This window comes from Pseudomonas sp. MS01C9 (genome assembly GCF_058202755.1).
Genome location: NZ_CM177073.1, coordinates 5780768 through 5804763 on the forward strand (window position 1 = coordinate 5780768; position 23996 = coordinate 5804763).

The 23996-nt window shown below is 63.6% G+C and carries 19 protein-coding genes; 4 read left to right on the top strand and 15 right to left on the bottom strand.

Features of this window, described 5'->3' with window-relative positions; translation table 11 throughout:
* Positions 1 to 29: 29 nt before the first annotated feature.
* Genes AC1M7R_RS25895 through AC1M7R_RS25905 form a run of 3 tightly spaced genes read right to left on the bottom strand, consistent with a single transcriptional unit; the run spans position 30 to position 1522 of the window.
* A complete protein-coding gene (locus AC1M7R_RS25895) occupies positions 30 to 479 on the bottom strand; it encodes a DUF421 domain-containing protein (protein WP_072398477.1) in 450 nt (149 codons plus the stop codon).
* A gap of 7 nt (positions 480 to 486) precedes the next feature.
* Positions 487 to 1005, bottom strand: a complete 519-nt coding sequence (locus AC1M7R_RS25900) for a hypothetical protein (RefSeq protein ID WP_072398476.1) — start codon at positions 1003 to 1005, stop codon at positions 487 to 489.
* Positions 1006 to 1021: 16 nt separating this feature from the next.
* Positions 1022 to 1522, bottom strand: a complete 501-nt coding sequence (locus AC1M7R_RS25905) for a CinA family protein (RefSeq protein ID WP_072398475.1) — start codon at positions 1520 to 1522, stop codon at positions 1022 to 1024.
* A 168-nt stretch (positions 1523 to 1690) separates the two neighbouring features.
* Here AC1M7R_RS25905 and AC1M7R_RS25910 point away from each other — a divergent pair, with 168 nt between their 5' ends.
* Positions 1691 to 2302: a Yip1 family protein gene (locus tag AC1M7R_RS25910; protein ID WP_072398474.1), complete on the top strand. Its 612-nt coding sequence runs from the start codon at positions 1691 to 1693 to the stop codon at positions 2300 to 2302.
* Positions 2303 to 2305: 3 nt separating this feature from the next.
* Here the strand turns inward: AC1M7R_RS25910 and ligD are convergent, their stop codons facing one another.
* From ligD to AC1M7R_RS25930, 4 genes are read right to left on the bottom strand one after another with little or no spacing between them, the layout of a single operon-like run.
* Positions 2306 to 4945, bottom strand: a complete 2640-nt coding sequence (ligD, locus tag AC1M7R_RS25915; protein WP_490610499.1) for a DNA ligase D — start codon at positions 4943 to 4945, stop codon at positions 2306 to 2308.
* The gene (locus tag AC1M7R_RS25920) at positions 4945 to 6105 is read right to left on the bottom strand and encodes a carboxylate-amine ligase (RefSeq protein WP_076406953.1); all 1161 of its coding nucleotides are present in this window, start codon (positions 6103 to 6105) and stop codon (positions 4945 to 4947) included. The genes ligD and AC1M7R_RS25920 overlap by 1 nt, the downstream gene beginning before the upstream one ends.
* Complete coding sequence (locus AC1M7R_RS25925) at positions 6077 to 7078, bottom strand: methyltransferase (protein ID WP_072398471.1); 1002 nt, start codon at positions 7076 to 7078, stop codon at positions 6077 to 6079. Before AC1M7R_RS25925 ends, AC1M7R_RS25920 begins: the two co-directional genes overlap by 29 nt.
* Before the next feature lie 9 nt (positions 7079 to 7087).
* Entirely contained in the window at positions 7088 to 8485 is a 1398-nt protein-coding gene (locus AC1M7R_RS25930) for an iron-containing redox enzyme family protein (RefSeq protein WP_072459346.1), read from the bottom strand.
* A gap of 249 nt (positions 8486 to 8734) precedes the next feature.
* Between AC1M7R_RS25930 and AC1M7R_RS25935 the strand changes: the two genes are divergently transcribed.
* Positions 8735 to 10105: a cation:proton antiporter gene (locus AC1M7R_RS25935; RefSeq protein WP_072398469.1), complete on the top strand. Its 1371-nt coding sequence runs from the start codon at positions 8735 to 8737 to the stop codon at positions 10103 to 10105.
* On the opposite strand, the gene AC1M7R_RS25940 is transcribed toward AC1M7R_RS25935, so the two are convergent.
* Positions 10077 to 10613 (bottom strand): hypothetical protein, encoded by a 537-nt coding sequence (locus tag AC1M7R_RS25940; protein WP_072398468.1) that lies wholly within the window; start codon positions 10611 to 10613, stop codon positions 10077 to 10079. The two genes, AC1M7R_RS25935 and AC1M7R_RS25940, sit on opposite strands and share 29 nt — an antisense overlap.
* Before the next feature lie 144 nt (positions 10614 to 10757).
* Here AC1M7R_RS25940 and AC1M7R_RS25945 point away from each other — a divergent pair, with 144 nt between their 5' ends.
* A complete protein-coding gene (locus AC1M7R_RS25945) occupies positions 10758 to 10988 on the top strand; it encodes a hypothetical protein (RefSeq protein ID WP_053151292.1) in 231 nt (76 codons plus the stop codon).
* Between the two features lie 24 nt (positions 10989 to 11012).
* Here the strand turns inward: AC1M7R_RS25945 and AC1M7R_RS25950 are convergent, their stop codons facing one another.
* The 3 genes from AC1M7R_RS25950 to AC1M7R_RS25960 are packed head-to-tail and all read right to left on the bottom strand — an operon-like array spanning position 11013 to position 16588.
* Positions 11013 to 12557: a response regulator gene (locus AC1M7R_RS25950; protein ID WP_072459345.1), complete on the bottom strand. Its 1545-nt coding sequence runs from the start codon at positions 12555 to 12557 to the stop codon at positions 11013 to 11015.
* A gap of 54 nt (positions 12558 to 12611) precedes the next feature.
* Entirely contained in the window at positions 12612 to 14939 is a 2328-nt protein-coding gene (locus tag AC1M7R_RS25955; RefSeq protein WP_072459344.1) for an ATP-dependent DNA helicase, read from the bottom strand.
* Positions 14936 to 16588, bottom strand: a complete 1653-nt coding sequence (locus AC1M7R_RS25960) for a VRR-NUC domain-containing protein (RefSeq protein ID WP_072398464.1) — start codon at positions 16586 to 16588, stop codon at positions 14936 to 14938. Before AC1M7R_RS25960 ends, AC1M7R_RS25955 begins: the two co-directional genes overlap by 4 nt.
* 213 nt (positions 16589 to 16801) lie before the next feature.
* Here AC1M7R_RS25960 and AC1M7R_RS25965 point away from each other — a divergent pair, with 213 nt between their 5' ends.
* Complete coding sequence (locus tag AC1M7R_RS25965; RefSeq protein WP_053151286.1) at positions 16802 to 17026, top strand: YgdI/YgdR family lipoprotein; 225 nt, start codon at positions 16802 to 16804, stop codon at positions 17024 to 17026.
* 39 nt (positions 17027 to 17065) lie between these two features.
* Here the strand turns inward: AC1M7R_RS25965 and AC1M7R_RS25970 are convergent, their stop codons facing one another.
* From AC1M7R_RS25970 to AC1M7R_RS25985, 4 genes are all read right to left on the bottom strand, one after another.
* Entirely contained in the window at positions 17066 to 17452 is a 387-nt protein-coding gene (locus AC1M7R_RS25970; protein ID WP_072398463.1) for a hypothetical protein, read from the bottom strand.
* A gap of 119 nt (positions 17453 to 17571) precedes the next feature.
* A complete protein-coding gene (locus AC1M7R_RS25975) occupies positions 17572 to 19425 on the bottom strand; it encodes a polyurethane esterase (protein ID WP_490610116.1) in 1854 nt (617 codons plus the stop codon).
* 82 nt (positions 19426 to 19507) lie between these two features.
* Positions 19508 to 22528 (bottom strand): autotransporter domain-containing protein, encoded by a 3021-nt coding sequence (locus tag AC1M7R_RS25980; protein WP_490610500.1) that lies wholly within the window; start codon positions 22526 to 22528, stop codon positions 19508 to 19510.
* Between the two features lie 121 nt (positions 22529 to 22649).
* The gene (locus tag AC1M7R_RS25985) at positions 22650 to 23993 is read right to left on the bottom strand and encodes a TolC family outer membrane protein (RefSeq protein ID WP_072398460.1); all 1344 of its coding nucleotides are present in this window, start codon (positions 23991 to 23993) and stop codon (positions 22650 to 22652) included.
* Positions 23994 to 23996: the final 3 nt, after the last annotated feature.

Here is a 23996-nt window from a genome sequence, read left to right on the forward strand (position 1 = left end):
TACGGGCGAGTAAGCTTATCCCTCGCCCGTCAGGACGGCTCCTTGGGGATCACCGATATTTTCCCGTTGCGCTCGATGATCGCGAACTTGATCTGCGCCAGGGTCTCGATGCCCTGGCTCGAACGCGCCGCTTCCATGATGTCTTCCTCTATCAACCGCGCATGCCGCATGCGCCCCCGCAGGAGCCGGCCATCCTCGACGATCACGGTCGGTCCGCCATCGATCAGCCGTGACACCCAACTGGAACGCTGCTTGAGCAGCGACAGCCCCACGTCGATGGCGATCAGCGTCACGATCACCATCAGCGCATTGGTCAACGAGAAGTCATCCCCCAGCAGGGCCTGCTGGGTCGCCTCGCCAATGATCATCAGCAGCACGAAGTCGAAAGTGGTGATGTCCGCCAGGGAACGACGGCCGGCGATCTTGAACAGCACCATCAATGCCAGGTACATCACAGCGGCCCGCAGCACCGAATCCATACGTCACCTACGGAAAAATGAATTGATCGAAACTCACCGCCACGCCACCGGGCATGGCGATGCGGCTGTGGTACGTACCCAGTCCCTCGCTGAGCAAGGACAGGTGAAGACTCGCCTCGCCCCGGGCATCGGCCCGGACCCAGAGTTTCATACCCGGCCCCGCGCTTGCCGAACGCACAGGCTGGGGCTGTAGCGTCTGCACGTCGAACCCATCCATCCAGTCACCGCCCAGCTCCACCTCCAGCAAGGCATCCGGCTGGCCCTTGAGCTGCAGGATCATGGGATGGGTGGAGCCGTTGCGATGAAACAACTCGTAGCTGACCCTCAGCCGGCCATCGCTGCTCTGTGCCTCACGGCTGCTCAGGGGGCCCCGGGAAAACAGCCCCGCCAGCGTCAGGATCACCAAGAGCACCAGCACGTACCAACCCACGCGCTCGAAGCGCCAGACCTTGAGCTGGTAGGCCATGTCTTCGCGTACCGGAAATACCCGATTGTGGAAATCGTCGGGCTCGGTGTTTTCGTTCATGCACGCCTCCTGCCTGCTACCTGCGCTCTCCCGCCAAGGCGCGCTGGTGGAAGTGTCGCAACTGCAGGAGCGCATGCTCGGCAGCCCATAGCTGGACCTGGCTGCGCGTACCGAAAAAACGCTCCTGGCGACTGAACAGCGCCCGTTGGCCCTGGATATCGAAGGCCCAGGCAAAACATACGGTGCCGGCGGGAATCCCGTCCATGTCGTCTGGGCCGAGGATGCCTGTGGTGGCGACCGAAACATTGGCATTGGCGTCATGCAAGGCGCCTAAGGCCATTTCCTCGGCTACTTCGCGACTGGTGAGGTTGAAGGTATCGATGGTGCGGGGGTTGACCCCCAGCAGCCGTTGTTTCGCCTCGGGGGAATAGACCACATAGCCGCTTTCGATCAACGAACCGCTGCCCGGCACCTCGGCCAGCAGCGTGACGATCTGGCCGGCGGTACAGGATTCGGCAGTGGTCAGGCGCAGGTTGTGGTCACGCAGATAAGCAACCAGTGAATGAGCGACAGTCATGGCACATGGGTCCTTCAGGAGATCTGATGGGTTGACCGCCGTCGCCGTCATTCATTCCCTTTGATCGCATCGCCGCCTGTGAGCAGCAAATAAATGAAACCCCAGGGAAATCCCGCACCTCAAAACCACATGGGCCTCACGCAGAGGCTGTCTCGATAGGAGGTCGTCATGTCAGCACCCCTCGTCAAGCTGTTCACCCATCCCGAGTTCGCCTGGAAAGACATCCGCGAACAGGAACAGGCTCATCCGAGCCATTACCTCGGCCACCTGCTGCTGTTGGCCCTGATCCCTACGGTGTGCCTGTTCATCGGCACCACCTGGACCGGCTGGAGCCTGGCCGAGAACGAAACCGTACGCCTCAACAGTGCCAGCGCCTTGCAGCTGTGCGTGCTGCTGTACCTGACCATCGTGGCGGGCGTGGTGCTCATGGGCGCGTTCATCCGCTGGATGTCGCGTACTTTCGAGGCCCGTCCCACGCTCAACCAATGCATCGGGTTTGCGGCCTATACCGCCACGCCCTACTTTCTCGCCGGTCTGATGGGCCTCTACCCCAACCGTTGGCTGGCGGCCATTGTACTGTTGGCGGCGTCGGCCTACGCGACCTTCCTGTTGTTCGTTGGCCTGCCCAGGTTCATGAACCTGAAGAAGGAGCAAGGCCTGCTGTATTCGGCCAGTGTCTGGGGCGTGGGGCTGCTGGTCCTGGTGACCATCCTGGTGGAAATGATCCTGTTCTGGTTCAACGTGCTGCAGCCTGAGTACCTGCGCTTCCCGGCGGGCTGAGGATCATTTGCCCGCCTTCTTCATGCCGATCCGCCGACGCATGTCGGCGGTGATGCTCTGGCGGGTTTTCCTGAGTTCGGTCCAGGGTTCATGACCCACCTCGGCGAGGCGTTCGTGAACGTTGTGGATGTTCCACAGGTTTGCCCCCTTGAGCTCGGCCACCTCTTCGCGATAGATCGGTACGGACACCGGCAACCCTTCCCGGGTGCGGGCGGCGTAGGCACAGATGGTGGTGGCACCGAGGCCGTTGCGCAGGTAATCGATGAAGATCCGCCCTACCCGGTTCTTCGGCCCGGACACCGCGGAGAAACGGTCCGGCAGCAACTTCGCCATGTGGCTGACGATGGCGTGGCTGAAGCCCTTCACCTCGTCCCAACCCGCTTTGCGCGTCAATGGCACCACCACATGGATGCCTTTGCCGCCGCTGGTCTTGAGAAACGCCTTCAGGCCCAGCTCATCGAGCACCGACAGGGTCAGCTGCGTGGCCTCCACCATGCTTTTCCAGGGCAGCGCCGGATCCGGGTCAAGGTCCAGGACGAAGCGATCAGGCTTGTCCAGGTCCACCGTCGTTGCGTTCCAGGTGTGCAGTTCCACCGTGCTCATCTGCACCGCGCCGATCAACGCTTCGGGATTGTTGATGATCATCACCGGGTGTCCGGTGACTGATTTGTCCAGGCTCGTGATGCCCGGAATGGCCAGGCGCTCGGCGTTTTTCTGGAAAAACAGTTCGCCGGCGATGCCATCCGGCGCCCGCACCAGGGCCACGGGACGCTCGGCCAATTCCGGCAGGATGAATTCGGCGACGCTGGCGTAATATTCGGCCAACTGCAGCTTGGTGGTGCCGCTGGTGGCGTCGATGATCCGGTCCGGGTGGGTGATGCGGACCTTGCCCTCCATGCCCTGGGCTGCCGACGCCTTGGCCTTGCCTTTCGCCTTGGGTTTGTCTGGCGCACGAGCGGGAGCGCTCTGGGCCTCGGCAGCCTTGGCCTTCTTCGTGTCGGCTGATTTCTTCACCGGTCTGGCCTTCTCCTGGGTGATGTCCTTGGCCGGTTTGTCGTTGCGCAAACCATGGAACACCGCGTGTCGCACCGAACCTTCCTTGGTCATTTCGGCGAACGCCACTTCGGCCAGCAAGCTGGGTTCGAGCCAATGCACGCCCTTGGCCTCGTAGCCGGTGGGCGGATTCGCGACCGCGGCTTTTTTCGTCTCAAGGGGCAATAGCTGCTGGTAGATGCTCTTGAGGGTGGTTTCGTTAAAGCCCGTGCCCACTTTGCCGGCGTAGCGCAACTCACCGCTGTCGGCGTCATGCAGCCCCAGCAGCAGCGCACCGAAGGCACTGCGTGCACCCTTGGGCTCGCTGAAGCCCACCACTACGAACTCCTGGCGATTCTTGCACTTGAGCTTGATCCAGTCGTTGCTGCGCCGGGACACGTAGGCGCTGCCCATTCGCTTGCCGATCAACCCTTCCATGCGCATCTGGCAGGCGCTGTTGAGCAGGGCTTCGGGCGTTTCCTCGAAGGCATCGGAAAAGTGCAGCAGCGGGTCTCGATTGCGTTCGAGCACCGCCGCCAGCGCCGCGCGCCGCTCCTGCACCGGCACTTTGCGCAAGTCCATGCCATTGAGATAAGGCAGGTCGAACAGGTAATAGGCGATCTTGCCGCTGCTGCCCGCATCGAAGGCGTTCTGCAGGGCCTGGAAGTCCGGTACTCCATCCTCGTTGGCCACCACCATTTCCCCATCGAGCCAGGCCGACTCCAGCCCCAGCCCGGCCAGGGCCTCGGCCTGGCGTGGCAATTTATGGGTCCAGTCATGGCCGTTGCGGGTGATCAGGCGAACGTCGCCGTCTTCGATACGGGCCATGACCCGGTAGCCGTCGAACTTGATCTCGTAGAGCCATTCGCCGTCGGGAGCGCTTTGCACCAACGTCGCCAGTTCCGGCTTGAGAGTCTCCGGGATCGGCCCCGAGACCGCCCCGCTGAGAGTGGTACCGGAAGCTTTTTTCGACGACTTTGGCGGGGAGGCTTTTTCCGGCTGTTTCACGGCCTTGGCAGCGGCGGCCTTGCCACGGCGCTTGGGTATGATGGTACGGTCGCTGAGCACGCTGTCGGGCTCGGCCTGCACCACGTCGTATTCGCTTTGCGGGCGGGCCGCTTCGTCCTGATGCTTGATCAAGAACCACTGCTCCTGCTTGCCGGGCATGTGAGTGCGCACCAGGTTCCACAGGCCGGCGAGCTTCTCGCCTTGCAACTCGAACTTGAGTCGGCCCTTTTCGTAGGCCTCGTGGGGATCGCCCTGGGGAATCCATACGCCCCGATCCCAGACAATGACATCGCCAGCACCGTAGTGCCCTTCCGGAATGCTGCCCTCGAACGTCGCATAGTCCAGCGGGTGGTCTTCGACATGCACCGCCAGGCGCTTGGCCTTGGGGTCCAGGGACGGGCCCTTGGGCACCGCCCAGCTCTTGAGCGCACCGTCCAGTTCAAGCCGGAAGTCGTAATGCAGGCGCGTGGCGTCGTGCTTCTGGATACAGAACTGCAGGGCGTGGGCCGCCTTCTTCGCTCGACGCGAGCGCTTCGCCGCCGGCTCCGGGGTGGCGGCGAAATCGCGCATGCGGTTGTAGTCGTCGAGGGTCTTGCTGGCCATCATGCACCTGCGGCCTGGGGCAATTGCGGGCTGGCAACAGGCAGCCCGGCGGTTTCCGAGAGCAGTTGATCGACAACCCGGCCCAAGGCCTGCTCGATGGAGTCCCCCAGCAACAGCCCCTGTTCGTAGAGCACCACCTGCCGGTCGGCGCTGGTGCCTTCCTGGACGATGCGTCGAGCCTGCTTGAATACGTCCTGGACCCCGAGTGCAGCGGCGGTGTCGCCGAAGGTCTGTTCGGCCATGGTCAACCATTCACCGATGAGCACCGGTTGCTCCTGGCCTTCGATGATGAACTCCGCCAGGATGCCGTGGCGCTTGGCCCGCAAGCGGTTTTCCTTGAGGATCCATTGGGACATCTGGCTGTACCGGGCACCTGGCTTGGGTTGGGCGGCGGCATGGGCCACCATCAGGCGAAACAGCGAGACCAGGCAGAGCACATCCTCGACCCGGGGACAGGCGTCGCAGATCCGCAGCTCCAGGGTCGGATAGCGGGACGAAGGCCGTATCACCCACCAGCAATCGCTGGCCTGACGAATCGAGCCGGTGCGCATGAGCAGGTCGACGTAGCTGGCGAAAGCCGATTCGTTCTCGAAATATTCCGGCACCCCCATCCGTGGCCACTCATCGCAGGCGACCTGACGATAGCTGCTGAAGCCACTGTAGGCCCCATTCCAGAACGGTGACGATGCGCTCAAGGCCAGGAACATCGGCAGCCAGGGCAGGACCTCGTTCATCACCTTGACCCGGTCCCGATCGGCCGGCACCTCCACGTGCACATGCAAGCCCGACAGCACGCTGCGCCGCGCCACCCGCTGGTAGTCGTCGAACAATTGCTGGAAATGCAGTTCATCGGTGGGCTGCAGGTCCTGGGTCGCCATGGGGTGCGAACCGGCGCTGAGCAGCCCCAGCCCATAAGGCGCCAGGCGCTGGGTCAACCCGGCGCGTACCTGGGCCAGGAAATCGGCGGCCTCGGGCAGGCTGCGAAAGATGGGCGATGCCATCTCGATCTGGCTCTGGAACATCTCATGGGCGAAATGCTTGCCCAACTCGGTCCGGCAAGCCGCGACGGCGGCCGCCGACGGTTGCCCGGGCATGCTGCGGGTTTGCAGGTCGGTGAGGAAATATTCCTCTTCAATGCCGAACTTCAGACGCCTGTTCATCGATGATCCCTCCGGTTCCCGCGCCAATGCGGGTTACAACCAACGCCACCACGGCGATCCTTTCCACGTCCTGATACCCCGGTGTCAGCAATTCCTCGCCAAAGACATCCGGGTCCAATTCCTTGTAGGTCCAGCCAAATTGCGCCGAGTCGCGCCACGCACCCAGAGCCTCCAGGAACGGATCGCGACCGTCGACCATCGCCACACCGGTATAGAGCACCAGCGAACCGCCGGGGCGCAGGCGCGGCAAGGCCTGTTCGACGATGCGCAGCGACAGGCCGGCGCCCAGAGCCCCGCCACCATGGCGATAGGCACGCTCGTCCGGATCGGCCATGTAGGGCGGGTTGGCGACGATCAGGTCGAAGTCGCCCTCCACGTCCTTGAGCAGATCGCTATGGGCGATCTCGATATTACCCACCTCCGCCAGTGCCGCATTGACCGCGCTCAGGCGCAGGGCCAATGGATTGATGTCCAGCGCCAACACCTGCGCCTCGCGCCGGGCCCGAGCGATCACGATCGCGCCGACCCCGGCGCCGCAGCCGATGTCCACCGCCCGATGCACCGCAGTGAAGTTCTGTTGCAGGTGCGCATGGATCAGCTGGGCGAAGCGATAGCTGTCTGGCCCGAAGAACACCGCATCGTTGGCCTGGGTCGGAAACCGGGAGTGGGCGAAAAGCATCCCGTCCAGGCTCGACCAGCGAACCCGGCTGTACAGCAGACCGTCGCGCGCTTCCAGCACCTGCGCATCCTGCAACTGGCGCTGCTCGTCGGCGGAAATCAGCCCCGGCGCAAACGGCCGCGACCAGCCGAACACATCCCGCAGCGTCCTGGAGCGTTCGTTGCCGGGCCGCTGGTTGACCCGCTCGTGGGTCAACGGCGTCGGCGTGATGAAACGATAGCCGTCCGCTTGCAGGCGGCGGCCAAGCTGCAGTAGCGCCAGGTCGGGCTCGGACAGGCGTTCTTCCTGATTCATGCAGGGCTCCTAGCGAAGTACGGATTTGAGTTCGATGAACCGTCGGGTGGCCAACAGACCCGCCGGATGACTGTGGCGATGGGCCGATAGCCAGGGCATCAGGATCTGCATCTGCTCATCGGCGGCCTTGCCCCGCAGGGCCTGTTGCAGGTTCTGGACATCGGGATCTTCCACCGGCATCGGCGGCTCGCAGGCAGCCCCCTGGTTGCGGCGTGGAGTACTGCGGCCGCCCTCGGGCTGCCAGTCGCCGGCGATCCAATCGTGCAGCAACTGTTTTTCGTAGGGGCTGAAGACCCCGAACATGGCCGCGCCGGCCCCTTCGATCAGGGTCCAGAAGCGGCTGTTGCGTGGGTCTTCGTGGCGCTTGATCCAGCCCTTGTTCTGCAGTGCCTGGAGGAACCCTTGCAGTTGCCCGGGCCTGGAGAGCCATTGGTTGACGGTCTGGCCTTCGAACTTGCAGTAATCGGAATGCATGTGCTGGCCGAACGGGCGCTTGCGTTCCAGCATGTCCAGCACTTCACGCTCCAGGTCGAACGACTCGATGATCGCCCGGCTGCCCTGTCCCAGGTCGTTGAGGCGATAGCCCAGGGTGACCCGTCGCCAGAAAGCCTCGCGGTCGGCTTCCATCGGCATCAATTGCAGCAGCGCTTGCACGGCCTTGTAGGCGTGGCCGGTGCTGGCGTTGTCGATGGTGACGTGCAGGGTGAAATAATACGGGTCGATCTCCAGCTCGCTCAGCTCGTAGGCGCTGATCAGCAGGTGCAGGGGCAGTTGTTCATAGCCCAGGTTGTAGCCGATGACTTCCGGCAGGTAATCGTCGCCGGCATGACCCAAGGCCAGTTGCACCGCACCCTGCAGGTAGAGTTCATCGTCGATCTGCGGGGCGTCCGCCAGCCCGTGTTCGGCCAGCAGCTTGCGATAGATCACCACGTGGTTCTGCGCCGGGTTGCCATCTCCCAGTTCTTCCAGGTAGGTACACAACAGCCCTTCGAAGCGGTGGTCATGCCAATGCTTGAGCACTGCGTAGAGCCAGGCGCCGTCCACCAGCTTGGTGGGCGCGACAGCCTGCAGAAAGTACAAGGCATGGGCCTTGCTGCCGAAGAACTCCCGCGCACCGCCGCCTTTGCGACGTTCCAGGTAATCGGCATATTGCCGGGCCACGCCAGCGCTGTGCTGTTCGACCCAGGCATGCAAGGCTGTAGGGTCGTCGGGCATTTGCTGAGGCAACGCCGCGGCTTTTTCCAGGCATGGCTGGAGAAAGGCCTGGGCGGCGGCTTGCTTGTCGGCGTCGTCGGGGTCTTGGAGCAACCGTTCGTAGCATTGGCGTACGCTCCCGGCCTGGGGGAACGGTGCATCTGCAAGCGGGTGTCCGGTGGCAGGCCGGTGGAGGGATGTCAGCGCAGTCATAAGGGCCTCATGTATGGTCGGCAGGACGCTGAACCAGCACGTCTCTTTCATTGCAGAGCGCTTGGCACGACGAAAAATTCCCTCCGGTTGAACGGCCGCCGGATAAACGGAACCGTATCGCCCCCCCATGCCTCGAATGAATGACAGGCCGCCTTGAACCGCTTCGCCCAAGGGCTCTAGCGCCTCGATTCGATGGGGCACCCGGTAACCATGGCTGGCATGACCACGGCCCCCCTCCAAGGAGCGACAATGATTTTCACCGCTTGGGTCGCTGTGCTCGGTGCCGTTCTGCTGACCCTGGCCCTGACCTCCTCCTACCTGCGCTGGATGCCGGTCACCACCTCGGCGGTGTGCCTGGTACTGGGCGCCGCCATCGGCCCGATGGGGCTGGATCTGCTGAGGCTGGACCTCGCCGACTCGTCTGCCTGGATGGAACACCTCACCGAAATCGCCGTGGTGTTTTCGTTGTTCGTCAGCGGTCTCAAGTTGCGCTTGCCATTCAAGGACCACACCTGGCGCGTGGCCTATGGCCTGGCCGGCCCGGTGATGATCCTGACCATCGCCGGCCTGTGCCTGGCGCTGCACTACCTGTTCGGTCTCGGCTGGGGCGTGTCGCTGCTGATCGGCGCGATGCTGGCCCCGACCGATCCGGTGCTGGCGGCGCTGGTCCAGGTCAACGATGCCCGCGACGACGACCGGGTGCGCTTTGGCCTGTCCGGCGAGGCGGGGTTGAACGACGGTACGGCATTTCCGTTCGTGATCCTGGGTTTGCTGATGCTGCGCGAGGACGGCAGCGGTTTCCTCCTGGAGTGGACTTTGCGCAATGTCTTGTGGGCTGTTCCGGCCGGCTTGCTGGTGGGCTATTGGATGGGACGCGGGATCGGCAAGCTCACCTTGTCGATGCGCATCAGGAATGCCGATAGCACCCTCTCCCCCAACGATTACCTGGCCCTGGCGCTGATCGCCCTGGCCTATGTCGCCGCCGAGTCGATCCAGGGCTATGGCTTTCTCTCGGTGTTCGCCGCCGGGCTGGGCCTGCGTCAGGCCGAGGTCGCCTCCACCGACAAGGACGCGCCGCCCGCCGAGCACCTGGTACAACCGGTGGTGGGCCATGAGACCGTCGCGCCGCCCGAGGCGCTGGTGGGCGACACACAATCGCTGGATGAAGGACAGGTGGCCGCTGGCGTCATGATGGGGGACATGCTGGCCTTCGGCAGCCTGGTGGAACGCGCCATGGAGGTGTTCCTCGTCACCCTGTTGGGGGTCGTGCTGGCCAGCCATTGGGACTGGCGCGCCCTGGCCATCGGAGCACTGCTGTTTCTGCTCATCCGCCCACTGAGTGTGTTGGCAATGCCCTGGGGCCGCCTGCTGGACCGGCCCCAACGCCTGCTGATCGGCTGGTTCGGCATACGCGGCATCGGCAGCCTGTTCTATCTGTTCTTCGCCTTGAACCATGTGCTGCCACCCGACGTGGCGCAACTGTGCACCAACCTGACCTTGTCGGTGGTCGCCCTGAGTATCCTGGTCCATGGCCTGAGCACCCAGCCAACGCTGACCTGGTATGAGAGTCGCAAGCAACCGGACCGTCGGCCTAGCCCCCCGGATCGGTCACCTGGATAAAGATCGAATAGCCTCCCAGCAGTACCCAGAACGTAGCGAAGATCCAGGGCGTGCGCAGGGAAAACAGCAGCGACTTGCGATAGCCCTTGTGGGTCGATTCCCGCTCGCTGAACAACGGCGACTCGTCATAGACCAGCCCCATCATCGGTTCGGCGCGCAGCAGCTCGCTCTGCTTGAAATGCCAGTGGTCGATGATCTCGTAGGCCGCGCGTATGCCCGGCCAGGCATTGAGGGAACTCAAGAACCCCAGTAGCGCCAGGAACGGTGGCACCACCAGGGTGAACAACTTGCCCCACTCCGGGTTCAGGTTGGCCATGCATGAGGCGAAGGCGATCACCAGGAAGGACTGGGCGGCCAGGTAGGCATCGGTTCGATTGGCCAGGATGCTGGTTTCGTACTGGATCTCCCGTCGATAGAAATCCAGCCGCTCCTTGGGAGAGCCGAACAGCTTGGCGTTGTGTTCCGTCAGTTCTTCTTCCTGGGTCTGGCTGGTCAGGATGCGGGGCATTGCGCAGGTCATTCCTCGATGATGATTGAGCTTCGTTGGAGGAACGCGCCATCGGGCAAGTTCAAGTCGATGGACCGCCGGTCCAACGAAACGTCGGGGCGCTGCCTGCGGTCTGTAGATCATCGAAAGCACGAGGAGCAAGCGGTGGATTATGTTGGATGGGTGCAATGGCCCGCGATGGTGGTGACGGTACTGGCGGCCTGGCTGATCGGCTCGCGCCAGCCGCGCCGGCGGGTGGCTGGGTTCAGTTGTTTCATCGCGAGCAACATCCTATGGGTGATCTGGGGCCTGCATACGGATGCCTATGCACTGATCGTGTTGCAGTTCTGCCTGTGCGCAATGAACCTGCGGGGGTTCAGGAAGAACACCACATAGCGCTGCGAACCGGGGGCCCTGCGCTCATTTCATCGTCTGACCGATGGCCTTCACCAGGTCGATCTGCTTGAACGGCTTGGTCAGGCGCGGCAATTGCGTGGCGAAGCCTTCCAGGCGTTCGGCATAACCGGTGGCCAGGACGATGGGCAAGGTGGGCTGCCGGTCACGAAGCAGTTTGGCCAACTGCGAGCCGTCCATCTGCGGCATGGCCATGTCGGTGATCACCAGGTCGATGTCCTGGTTGGATTCGTACAGCTCCAGGGCCTGGGCCCCGGAGGACGCGCAAAGGACCCGGTGTCCCAGGTCTTCGATCAGCAGCCGGGTACTGGTCAGCACCAGGCTGTCATCGTCCACCACCAGCACCAGCAACTCCTGGGTCATCAGTGAAGCCGAGTCCTGCACCTGGGCCTTCTGCGACACCTGGGCCTGCGCCACCGGCAGCCACAGTTCAGCGGTGGTGCCCACGCCCTTCTCGCTGAGCAGCAGCAGGCGGCCGCCCAGCTGTTCCGCCAGGCCATGGACCATGGACAACCCCAGGCCGGTGCCCTTGCCCACTCCCTTGGTGGTGAAAAACGGTTCGACGGCCGAGGCCAGGGTCGCTTCATCCATGCCCTCGCCCTCGTCGATGATCGACAGGCATACATAGCGCCCGGGCTTCATGGCGGCCTGTGGCGAGGCCGGGGTATCCCGTCGCTCATCGGCCGCGATCAGGATACGCCCCCCGTTGGGCATGGCATCACGGGCGTTGGTCGCCAGGTTGAGGATCGCCAGTTCCAGTTGGTTGACGTCCGCCAGCACGGGGGAAAGGCCAGGGGCAAAGGAAGTCTGGATGTGGAACGACGGGCCCAGGGAGCTTTGCAGCAAACCACTGATGCCCTGCACCAGGGCCGGCAACTGGACCGATTCGGACGTCAGTTTCTGCCGACGGGCAAACGCCAGCATCCGCTGGGTCAGGGAAACGCCGCGCAACGCGCCCTGGGTTGCGTTGTCCAGCAGTTGGGCAAGCTTGGGGTCGCCAGGCATGCGCTTGCGAACGATCTCCAGGTTGCCGAGGATCACCGTCAGCAGGTTATTGAAATCATGGGCGATACCACCCGTCAGTTGACCGATGGCTTGCAGCTTCTGGGACTGGAACAGCGCTTCGCGGGCTTGCTCCAGGGCCAACTGCGCCTGGGTGACATCCGTGATGTCACGGGTGATCTTGGCAAAGCCCAGCAATACGCCGGTATCGCTGCGGATCGCATCGATGACCACATGGGCCATGAATTGCGTGCCGTCCTTGCGCACCCGCCAGCCTTCGCCTTCGAAGCGCCCCTCCCGGGCCGCCGTACTGAGGGCCCGTTGCGGCAGTCCGGCGGCACGGTCCTTTTCGGTGTAGAAACGGGAAAAGTGCTGGCCGATGATTTCCGCTTCCTCATAGCCCTTGAAGCGTCGGGCACCGGAGTTCCAGCTGATGATGATGCCCGTTGGATCGGTCATGTAGATGGCGTAGTCGACCACGGCATCGATGAGCAGGCGAAAACGCTGTTCTTCGTTGATGAGGATGGGCTTGTTGTCGTTATCGGGCATGTTGGCCAGGGCATCCGTGGAGGCGTTTTTGCGAAGTATGGGGCAAGTCTGCTCTCAGGAAAAAGCACCAGGCAAGCCCGACGGAACATTCGGGTGGGCCATCTGGGGGTGTTCCTCCGTCACTGACCACCAGCGCGGCAACAAGTGCCGCACCCTGGCCTCGCCGAAACGGTCGTCGATCAGCATGACCACGCCACGGTCCTGCTGGGTACGAATGACCCTTCCCGCGGCCTGGACGACTTTCTGCAACCCCGGATACAGGTAGGTGTAGTCGTAACCGTCGCCGAAGATCGCGGCCATGCGCTGCTTGATCTGCTCGTTGACCGGGTTGAATTGCGCCAGGCCCAGGGTCGCGATGAACGCGCCGATCAGGCGGGAGCCCGGCAAGTCGACACCTTCCCCGAACGCCCCACCCAATACCGCGAAACCGATGCCCCGGCCATGTTCCTCGAAGCGTTCGAGGAAGGCTTGGCGGGGGGCTTCTCCCATGCCCCGCGATTGCGTCCAGGTGGCGATGTCCGGGTGACGCTCGGCAAACAGCCCGGCCACTTGCTGCAAATAGTCGAAACTGCTGAAGAATGCCAGGTAATTGCCAGGACGCGCGCTGAACTGGCGGGCCATCAACGCCACGATCGGTTCCAGGGATGCCTGGCGATGGGCAAACCGAGTGGAAATCCGGCTGACCACCTGGACGTCCAGCTGTTCGGCCTGGAATGGCGACTCCACATCGATCCAGACCGTGTCCGCCGGCGTGCCCAGCAGGTCGGCATAATAATGCCGGGGGCTCAGGGTCGCGGAAAACAGCACGCTGGCCCGGGCGGCCGTGAACCGTGGCCGCAGGAAACCGGCCGGCACCACGTTGCGCAGGCACAGGGTGGACCGGCTGCGCTGGCTGTGCGGCTCGCGCTTGTCTATATCGAACAGAAAGTGCTCATCGAACGACTCCGCCACCCGGGCGAACTGCAAGGCATCGAAGTAGAACGCCTGCAATGCGCTGTCCAGGCCCTGGGGATGGTCGTTGAGATAATCACCGATGGCCGTCGTGCATTGCATCAAGGCCTGCAGCAGCTTGTCCGGCGGTTTGTCGTAGGCCTGGTAGATCGCCAGTTGTGGCGCGTGCAGGGCGTTCCATTGCCGGTGGACCCGCTGCAAGGCTTTCTTCAGCGGTTCGGGAGCGCTCTTGCGCACGGCGGCCAGGGTCGACTGGTCGAGGGTCGCGCTGTACATCTGCCGGCCCCGCTCCACCAGGTTATGGGCTTCGTCCACCAGGGTCGCGACGGTCCAGCCATTGGCCTGGGCCAGGCCGAACAGCAAGGCGCTGAAATCGAAGTAATAGTTATAGTCGGCCACCACCACATCGGCCCAACGGGCCATTTCCTGGCTGAGGTAGTACGGGCACACCTGGTGGGCCAGTGCGATCTCTCGCAACGCGGCCTGATCCAGCAGCGTGACCTGGCTCGCGGCCTGGCGGGCAGCCGGCAGGCGATCATAGAACCCCCGGGCCAGCGGGCAGGACTCGCCGTGGCAGGCTTTGTCCGGATGCTCGCAAGCCTTGTCCCGGGCAATCATCTCCAATACCCGCAACGGCATCGACGGCGCGCTGCGGGTCAGCACCCGTGCCGCATCCAGGGCCAGTTTGCGACCCGGGGTCTTCGCCGTGAGAAAGAACACCTTGTCCAGTTTCTGCGGCGCCAGGGCCTTGAGCATCGGAAACAGGGTACCGACGGTCTTGCCAATGCCGGTGGGCGCCTGGGCCATCAGGCATCGACCGGTGCTGACGGCCTTGAACACCGACTCGGCCAGGTGTCGCTGTCCCGGCCTGAAGCCGGCGTGGGGAAAGGCCAGGGCCAGCGCACCGTCGTTGCGGGCCTGTCGATGGGCAACCTCCTGCTCGGCCCAGTCGAGGAACAGCGCGCACTGTTGCTCGAAGAAATCCCGCAGCTGGGTCGCCTCGAAGCTTTGCGCCAGGCGGGTTTCCCTTTCGCTGACGATATCGAAATACACCAGCGCCACATCGATGCGCGGCAGTTGCAACCTGTCGCACATCAGCCAGCCGTAGATCCTGGCCTGGGCCCAGTGCAACTGACGATGATTGGCCGGTTGCCGGGACAGGTCGCCCCGATAGGTCTTCACTTCCTCCAGGCAATTGCACAGCGGGTCATAACCGTCGGCCCGGCCCCTGACCTTCACCCCACGGTAGCTACCTTCGAGGCTGACTTCGGCCTGATAGCCCTCACTGCGCCGCGACGCCACGGTGCGATGACCGACGATACCCTCCAGGGCCGTGGGCGACGGGGTGAATCGCAGGTCAAGGTCGCCTGTCTTGGCGGTGAACTCGCAGAGTGCCCGCACGGCGATGCTGTACACCGGCTCCTGGCTCATGCGCCCTGTTCCATCCATTGCACGTAGCACACGGCGACCGGCATCCGATGCTCATGGCAGAACTCCAGCCAGCGCAACTGATTGTCTTGCAGGCGATCGCCGGGGCCTTTGACTTCGATCATCCGGTAGGTCTTGTGCTGCGGCCAGAACTGGATCAGGTCCGGCATGCCGGCGCGGTTGGCCTTGATATCCAGCAGCAGGCGGTTGAACCAGTGTTTGAGGTGCTCGGCCGGCAGGCAGTCCAGCGCCTGGTTCAACAGCTCTTCGGACAAGGCGCCCCAGAACACGAACGGCGACTGGATGCCCCACTTTTCCACGTAGCGCCGGATAATGGTGTGGCGATAGCGGCCGTCGTCCAGCTCGGCAAAGCAGTCCGCGAACAGGTCGGCGCGACGGGCGTGGAAATCTTCGTTGAGCAGGTCTACCGGACCACGCTGGAACGGGTGGAAAAACGCCCCGGGCAACGGTGCGAATATCGCCGGCCAGCACAGCAGCCCGAACAGCGAGTTGATCAGGCTGTTCTCGACGTAATGCACCGGAGCGGCTTCATCGTGCAGGTGGGCCTGGACGTGATATTCCACCGACAGGGTCGGGTCGATGCGCGGCAGTTGCAAGTCCAGGCGCTCCACTTCCCGGGCCAGCATGCGCGGCACCGGCGGGCCGCCGAGCTTGCGCCGCAGGCGGGGCACGATCCTGAGCAGGGCCTGGGCCTCGGCGGCGTCCTGGGGGGCCCCCGCAGCCTCTTCGCTCAATGCCAGGGCCAGGGCGTACTCGCCGATGCGCTCCAGCACACGGATCATCCGCAAACGGGCCCCGGGGTAGGTGCAGTCACGGTAGATGCCCAGGGCCAAGGCAAAGTCGGCGATGCGTTCGCCATACTGGCCGACCTGGAACAACAGCTTGCCCCGGCGGCGCTCCAGCCACGGGTTGCCCAGCTCCAGGGCATTGACCTGGGCGACGATGTCCTGGGGGGCCTCACCAGCTTCCAGGCGTTGCTGGCACTCGTACAGGAATACGCAGGCATCCACGTCCCGACGGCTGCGCAAGCCCCGTGATTCGGCGCTGAACGCCACGGTTTCATAGGTAAAGATGCCCAGGTCTGCCAGTACGAATTCCGACCAGTCCTGATAGAGGTTGCCGAAGAACATCAGCCGCAGACGATCGCAGATGCCCATGATGGTCAAGCTGTACAGCCGATCCTCAAGTTGCGGACACCAGGCGTGGAACGGCTGCGGCTCGTTGAACTGCTCGCCCAGGGCCTGGAGCCACTCGGTCTTCTTCGCCTTGGGCCGCTCGATCAGGTGCCCCAGGCACAGGAGAATTTCCGGTTTGAGCAGTACGTCGAACAACTCGGCGAGGCTTACGGGAACCTGTTCGACGACCCAACCCAGGGCCAGCAACGGTTCGACGGCGGTGCCGATGTCACCGATTTCGCAATAACTGAGCTTGCTGTGCCGAAAGCGCAATCCCTTGCGCATCACCATTCGCACCAGCAGGGCCTGGGACGCTCGGGGGACCGCTGCGAACTCATCGATGAAGCGCTGTTCCTCGGGGCTGAGCACATCGGCATAACGCTGCGTCAACCAGGCGAGTACCTGCTGGAAGTTGTTCAGATAGTAGAACGGATCGTCGAGGGGGTTGGCGGTCACGGAAAGAAGCGTCACAAATACTGGTTATGCGTACAGATATCAGCAACGAAGGGCACAGGCAACTGCAAAAGATGAGCGGTCTCCTATATTTAAAGGTGAAATCCTGCGGCCAGCGATGAACTTTCCTACAACAAGCGAGACCAATGGCGGTTGACTACAGTAGTGGCGCGGTCGAATCAGCCTGACCGCGCCTTTGATCGAGAGGTTATGGATATGAACATCAGATTTCTGGGCCTGCCTTTGGCCGCTGCCGCGTTCCTGGCGCTGGCCGGTTGCTCGACGCCGACCGTGGTGACCCTGCAGAACGGCACCCAGTATTTGACCCAGGACACCCCCAACACCCGCACCTCCGATGGCTTCTATGAATTCGAAGACATCTCGGGCAAGAAAGTCCGGGTTCGCGCCGACGAAGTGGCGACGATCCGCAAGGAAGACTGATCCTCTACAGGCCCTCTGCCCCCGGGGGGCCGCTCTCGCTCAGCGGACCTGATCGACATCCATTTCCAGGGCCAGGCCGCCCTCGTCGCAACTGATGGTCGCCCCCGTCCTTCGCAAGGACTGTTCCTGCATGCGCAGGCAATGCTCGTATTCCTGCCGGTTGGAACGATCGATACTGATGTTTCCGGTGATGCCCGGCCTCTTCGCCGCCTCGATGTCCACCCTGATCCAGGACCTGGGCATCTGCAACTCGAAACGCGGCAGGTGCGAAGGCGCATCTGCGCGGTGGTCGCCCTCGGCCATGGGCAACTGGTCGGCAGAGATGCCATACCGGGTCAGGATCGACTGATCCGGTAGATCCGCCAGCACGCCAACCGAAACCATTGCCCCCATCAGACCGATGAACAACCCTTGTCTACCCTTCACTGCAGTACCTCTCCTCATACGTGACGAGGGGACATGACCTCATGCGGTGCCGAAGCCTTGACGGCCCGGTTTCCCTCCTGGTCGATGCCCCCTCTCACGTCTTCCTCGAATCAAGTCAATCAGGCGAACACAAGGCCGTCGCCTCCTACCTGGGCCAGTCCGACACCCACCAGGGTCACGGAGCTGTCGCCTACCTTGAGCAAGGTGTCGTTGCCCACCTGCGACAGGTGCTGGCGGTAGTCGTAACCCGCGCCGGCGCCTTGGACGCCCAGGAACACCAGTGTGTCGCCGGCATCATACCCGCTGATGCGGTCCTGGCCGAACGCGCCATTGAAGATAAACGTGTCCTGTCCGCCACCGGACTGCATCACGTCTTTGCCCGAACCGCCCACGAAGGTGTCGTTCCCCGCGCCGCCCACCAGCACATCGTCGCCGTCCAGGCCGAACAGCCAGTCGCCTGTCGCCCGGGCCGCCAGGGTATCGTTGGCCGCACCGCCCTTGACCGCTGACGCATACGCGGTGACATGGCCATCGCTGACCAGGCCGTTCGCGGTGACGCTGTGGCTCACCTGATCCTTGAGCAGCCCCCAGAACGAGCCGGACTCCTTGCTCACCAGCGTGCCGATGTCGCGGGTCATGCTGATCTCCCCATGGGCGTCACGCACGTACAGCGTTCCCGCCCCATCATGGGCGAAACTGAAATCCTTCACCGACTGTTGCAGCTGCAAGGTGTTGTTGCCCTGACCGCCCAGGATCACGTTGTAGCCGCCACTGTCGCGAAAGGTGTCATTGCCGGCGCGTCCCTCCAGGTAATCGCTGCCCTGCCCGCCCTGGATCAGGTCATCCTTGTCGCTGCCGATGATCAAAGTGCTGCCCGTATGAGCCTCGGCGTTGCGATTGAGGTCCTGCACCCACGTATTACCGCGTGCCGGGTCCGAGAGGTTGGCGACCACGATGGTAGAGTCTTTGCCGGTGAGGTCATAGAACGCGGAGTCCATTATCCGCCCCATGCCGTCGCCGTAGCCCGTGGGCAGGTGGGAAATCCAGGTCGGGATGTTGAGGATGGAAAACGGCAGCACGTTCCATGCCGCCGAGGCGTAATGGTCGTTGAAGCTGACGATGTTGTTGGTCGCCGAGTCCTGGTGCGCGTCATGTACCCCCACCGACGACAGGTTGAACGTCGAGCCGTCCAGCGCCCGGAACACCGGGTCGTTCTCGTAACCGATGTTCAAGACCTTGTCACTGGCGCTTTGGGTGGGTGATGCATAGGCGATGTAGTTCGCGCCGCTGTAGAAGCCCCCCCACTTGTCGCCGCTCAGGTCCGCCAGGCTGTTGACCGCCAGCCCGCCCAGGCTGTGGCCGCTGACCAGTACGTCTTCGCCTGTCAGGCCATGGGCCCGGGCAAATGCCGCGACATCGCCGAGCAGGTTGCCGAAGGCTTCGCCGACATAGTTTCTGGCGAAGTCCTTGGGGCCCAGCGCGGCCATCACATCATGGATTACATCGCCGATGGAGTCGCTGATCAGGTTTTCACGAGGACCGCTGGTGCCGCGAAAGGAAATCCCGATTTCCTTGAGCTGCCCGTCGGCATCGTACTTGCCGAGGATTTCCACCTGGGCGGTGGTATAGCCGGCCTTCTCGCCAAAGAACGTTCCCCGGCCGTCCACCTTGCCGGCATAGCCCAACTGGGAGGCGCCGATGGGGGTCCAGCCGGCCTTTTGCAGCGCTTCCAGGGCCAGCTTTTCCGAGTCGGGATTCCATGGCACGCCGGGAATCACCCCTTGGGAGTCGGTGCCTCCCAGCAGGGCCGTCACCAAGGTCGCGGGCAGGCCGGCGCCGAAGCCGTTCTGCTGGTACCCGGCGGCAAAACCGTGGTCGAGGTTGTGATAGGAATACAGCATGATCGCCATCGCATCGCTGACCAATGCCTTCGATTCGATGGTGCCGAAGTTCTTGTAGTCGTAGATTCCCATGGTTGTTGCACTCTTTTTGTTGTTGGAATGAGTGGATATGCCTTGCCCGACGCGCTCGCACAGCAGCGGCCGGGCAACGTTTTCAGAAGCGCCAGTCCAGCGTCAGGCCGACGCCGTGGTTCTTGTCCCGGGAACCGAGCAGGCCGTTGTAGTCCAGGTTGAGCTGGACGTCCTTGGCCACCGCCAGCCCGGCACGGGCCCCCACCACCGCCGCGTTGCGGTCCATGGACACGCTCTGCACCGCGAAGGTGCTGCCACCGCCGACGAACGCCAGGTCCTGCTCGGAACGGGTGTCGCTCAGGTTGTGCTGCCAGCCGAGGGTTCCGGACAGCTGCAACTGCTGCGTCCTGGACAACGCCAGGGTATGCCCGGCCCGCACGCCCAGCGTCGACAGCAGCGCGTCGCGACGGTCGTCACCGGCACGCAAGGCCGCGGCGTCGCCCTTCTCATGGAAGCTGTCGCTGTCCAGGTGCACATAGGCCAGGTTGGCGAACGGCTCCAGGGCCACGGGTTCAAGATCAAGGCGATACGCCGCCTCGGTGAAGAACTGGGCGGTGCGGGCATCACGCTTGGTTTTCTCCCGGCCGTTCACCTCGTTGAATTGCAGGTCGCGCTGGACATCGATGCGATGCCAGGCGTAGGCACCACCCACCGTCAGGCGCAGGGCATCGATCTCATGCCCCAGGTACGCCCCCAGGTGATAGCTGTCTGCCTTGGCTGACGAGTGGGTGCCATCCCCCATGCTCAACGAACTGTCGCTGTACCCGGTGACGAAGCCCAGCCGCGTCCCGTCGGCGACCAGGCCATCCACACCGGCCAGCAGACCGCCAATGGAGCTGGTGGAACTGGCGTTTTCGTTGCCGCCGTCGCTTTTGCCCCAGGCTCCCAGGACCTTGACCCAGGCATTGCTGCCGGCATCGGTCGGCGCGGCGGCGTCGTACAGCGCGTCCTGACGCAACCGGTCGGTCACCGCGTCGCGCAGATGACGGCTGTCATTGATCAGCAACGTGCCGATGGCCGGGTGGATCTCGCCGGACAGCTGTTGGAATGCCTGTTGCGCCACCGCGGCGCTGGGGGACAGCAACAACGCTTCATACAAGGCGTTGCCCGCCCCCAATTGCTCGGCTGCGCTCGCCACGGCGCGCTGGTTGGGCGTCAGGCCAAGGCTGCTGAAGGAGGTCGCGTTGCGCGCCACCGCCAACTGGATGCCACTGGCGGAGTACGCCAGGTCGCCGCCCAGGAACGCATAGTCGGGCAACACCTGATCGAAGCGCCCTTCAATGCCGCCGGCCGCCTGCAGGATGTTTAATTGCCGGCCCAGCAGGCTTTTCACTTCACCGGCGGTGAGCAGTGTCGGGCTGTTTTCCAGAGACAGGGATACCGTCGCCCCGTCGATGATGGCCTTGCCGCCGGCAACGATCAGGTCGCTGGAGACAGGAGACACCTCTACCGCGTAATTCGAGCCGGGCTCGAAGGTCACGTCTGCGGCCACCTGCAAGGTGCCGATGGAGTTGCCCGGTGCCACGCTGGCGCCGCGTTTCGCCGTCAGGCTGGCGATGCGACCGTTGCCGCCGAGGATACCGCCCTCGTTCACGGTCACGGCCGAGGCCAGGGAGCCGGTGACCGCCAGCCGCCCTTCGTTGACCAGGGTCGGTCCGCTGTAAGTGTTGTTACCGGTGAGCACCAGGGTGCCGATGCCTTCCTTGGTCAGGCCGCCGTGCCCGGAAATATCGTTGCGCCAGACATCCAGGCCGCACTGTATGCCACTGCACACTCGCTGGGTGGGCAGGCCTGCATCGATGACCGCGCCGATCCCCGGCAGATTCGCGACGAACTGGCCGGAGCCATAGGCGCCATCGACCCGAAACGCTTGGGGTATATCCTGCGCGGTCACCAGCATCGACGGCCCGTCGATGGCCTTGCCCAGGTTGATCATGCCCCAGCCGTACAGCGCGTCGACACCCGGCGCGCCCATGTCCGTGGCCGTGGTGCGCAAGACGCTGGCCACCTGGGCACCGGTCATGTAGGGGAAACGCTCCATCAGCACCGCCACGCTGCCGGCCACATGGGGCGCGGCCATGGACGTACCGCTCTTGTTGGCGTAGCCCACGGTCAGGTCGTCCAGGCTGGTGCCGCCGATCACGGCGCTGTAGACCCGGGTGCCCGGTGCCGAGACGCAGAAACTGGCGGTATAGCCACAGCGCGAAGAGAAGGTGCTGATGGTGTACGGGTCGGCACTGCTGGTGTCAGGGTTGATCTGCAGGGCCGCCACCGTCAGCCAGTTGGGGGCGATGTCCGGCACGAAGTACGCCAGGCCCGCGATGGCGTCGGGGTTGTTGAGGTTGTAGTCGTTGCCGGCGGCGAAGATGGTGACGATCCCGCTGCGGGCCGCGGCGATGGCCCCTTCGTAGGCGCCCCCGGCCCGGGTACCCAGCAGCGGTTCGATCTGGTCGAACTGCAACTGCGCATCCTGCACGGTGAAATGCGCAAATGCCGGGTCACGGCCGCCCTGGTCGAAGCGGTCAGTGATGCCGATGCCCCAGCTGTTGTTGATGATCCGAGCCCCGCTGGCAATCAGCGCATCCCAACCGGCCTTGTACACCGCGCCATCGTTGCCCCGGATAATGCCGTCTTCAGGCCCCGGGTCGCCGTTATCGGCGCTGATGATCTGCGCATCGAACGCCACGCCGTGCATCGACCCGCCATCGCGGCTGCCGGCAGCGATCCCGCCGACGTGGGTACCATGGGAGCCGAGCTTGCCATCGGAGCCCACCGTGGGAGAGCCGTCATAGCGGAACGGGTCGCCGGCCTTCACCGGAATGTACGGGTCGGTGTATTCGCGAATGCCGCTGGTGACCAGGGTCACCACCTTGTCGGTGCCGGAGAATTCCGGGTGGGCGGCATAGACCGGTTGATCGAAGATACCCAGCTTGACGCCCTTGCCAGTGTAGCCGGCGGCGTAGGCCTGCTGTGCATTGATCGCCCCAAGCCCCCACTGCGCATCGAATTCGGCGCTGCGCCAACTGGCCGGATCCCCGGGCCGGCCACCCTCGACGTAGGGCGCCGCCTGGGCCGTGCCCAGGGTAGCCAGGGCGCAGAGCATGGCGCGGTTGAGCGTCCTGGGCAGGAACAGGCGCCCCGGTAGCGAGGGGTATTTCTTGTTATCGGTCTTCATCACGAACCATCCTTAGTTGTTGCAAGAATCCTTGGGTTGCCTTGGTCGGCTATTGCCCCCGTGTCACGAAGGCCTCGTCCACTTTCGCCAGGTCCTGTTCCCCCAGGGTGCCGGCGTAGTAGTGCAACTTGGTCCAGGCCATGAGGTAGTCATAGCGGGCCTCGGCCAGGTCGCGGCGTGTGGTGTAGAGCTGCTGTTCGGCATTGAGCGCATCGAGGTTGACCCGTTCGCCGCCCAGGATGCTCTGCCGGGTGGACACCACCAGCGCTTCGGCGGAACTCAGGGCTTTCTGGTAGGCCCGCAGCTTGTTCGCCCCCGACACACAGGCGCTGAACTGGCGGCGCAGCTCGATCAGGGTTTCGCGGGTCTTGGCATCCAGCTCGTATTCGGCCTGTTCCATGTTGCGGCTGGCCTGGCGGGTCGACGCCGAGACCCCGCCGCCGGCATACAACGGCACGCTGACTTCCAGGCCGATGGTGTTGGTGTCGTAGCGCTGGTTATAGGTGTTGCCGCTTTCGGACTCGTTCTGGCGCATCGTTGCATAGGCGCTGATGGTGGGCAGGTGTCCGGCGCGGTTGCGTTCCACTTCAAAGCGGGCCACATCTACCGCCTGGCGCTGGGAAGCCAGGGTCGGGTTGTTGCTCACCGCCAGGCCATGCCAGCTGTCGAAACTGGCCGGTTGCAGGGTGAACACCTGGAAGGTCTCGTTCAGTGGCGCCAGGTCGCCGATGTCCAGCGCCGGCACACCGATCAGCGCGCCAAGCTCACGCAAGGCGGCATCCTGCTCGTCGCGGGCTTCGATTTCTTCGGCAATGGCCAGCTCGTATCGCGACTCGGCCTCGAGGATGTCGGTGCGCGTGCCTTCGCCCTGGCGAAACATGTGTTCGTTCTGCCGGAACTGCTGTTCGAACGCCCGTTTCTTGGCCTGGGCGATGTCGATCTGATCCTGGGCGAACAGCGCCTGGGTGTAATGGCTCAGCACCCGCACCAGGAGCTCCTGGCTCTTGCTGCGGAAATTTTCATCGGCGAACAATGCCTGCGCCACACCCTTGCGATAGGCCGCGTAGGCCTCGTAGTCCAGCAGCGGCTGTTGCAAGGTCAGGCTGGAGCCGTAGCTGCTGTAGTTGCGATTGTCATGCTGACTGGCGCCGTGGTCATTGAGATAGGTCACCTTGGATCGGTTACGCCCCTTGTTATAGCTGTAACCCAGGTGAGGCAGCAGCCCCGCACGGCCGATGGCGCGGTTCTCCAGGCCCGCGTCGCGTTCCTTGATAGCCCCGAGGTAGACCGGGTCGTTGCGCAGGGCCTGCTCATAGATCTCGAATGGCCCCATGGCCCAGACGTTGCCGCAGGCGGAAACAGCCAGCACCGCCAACCACTGGAAATACTTCATGCC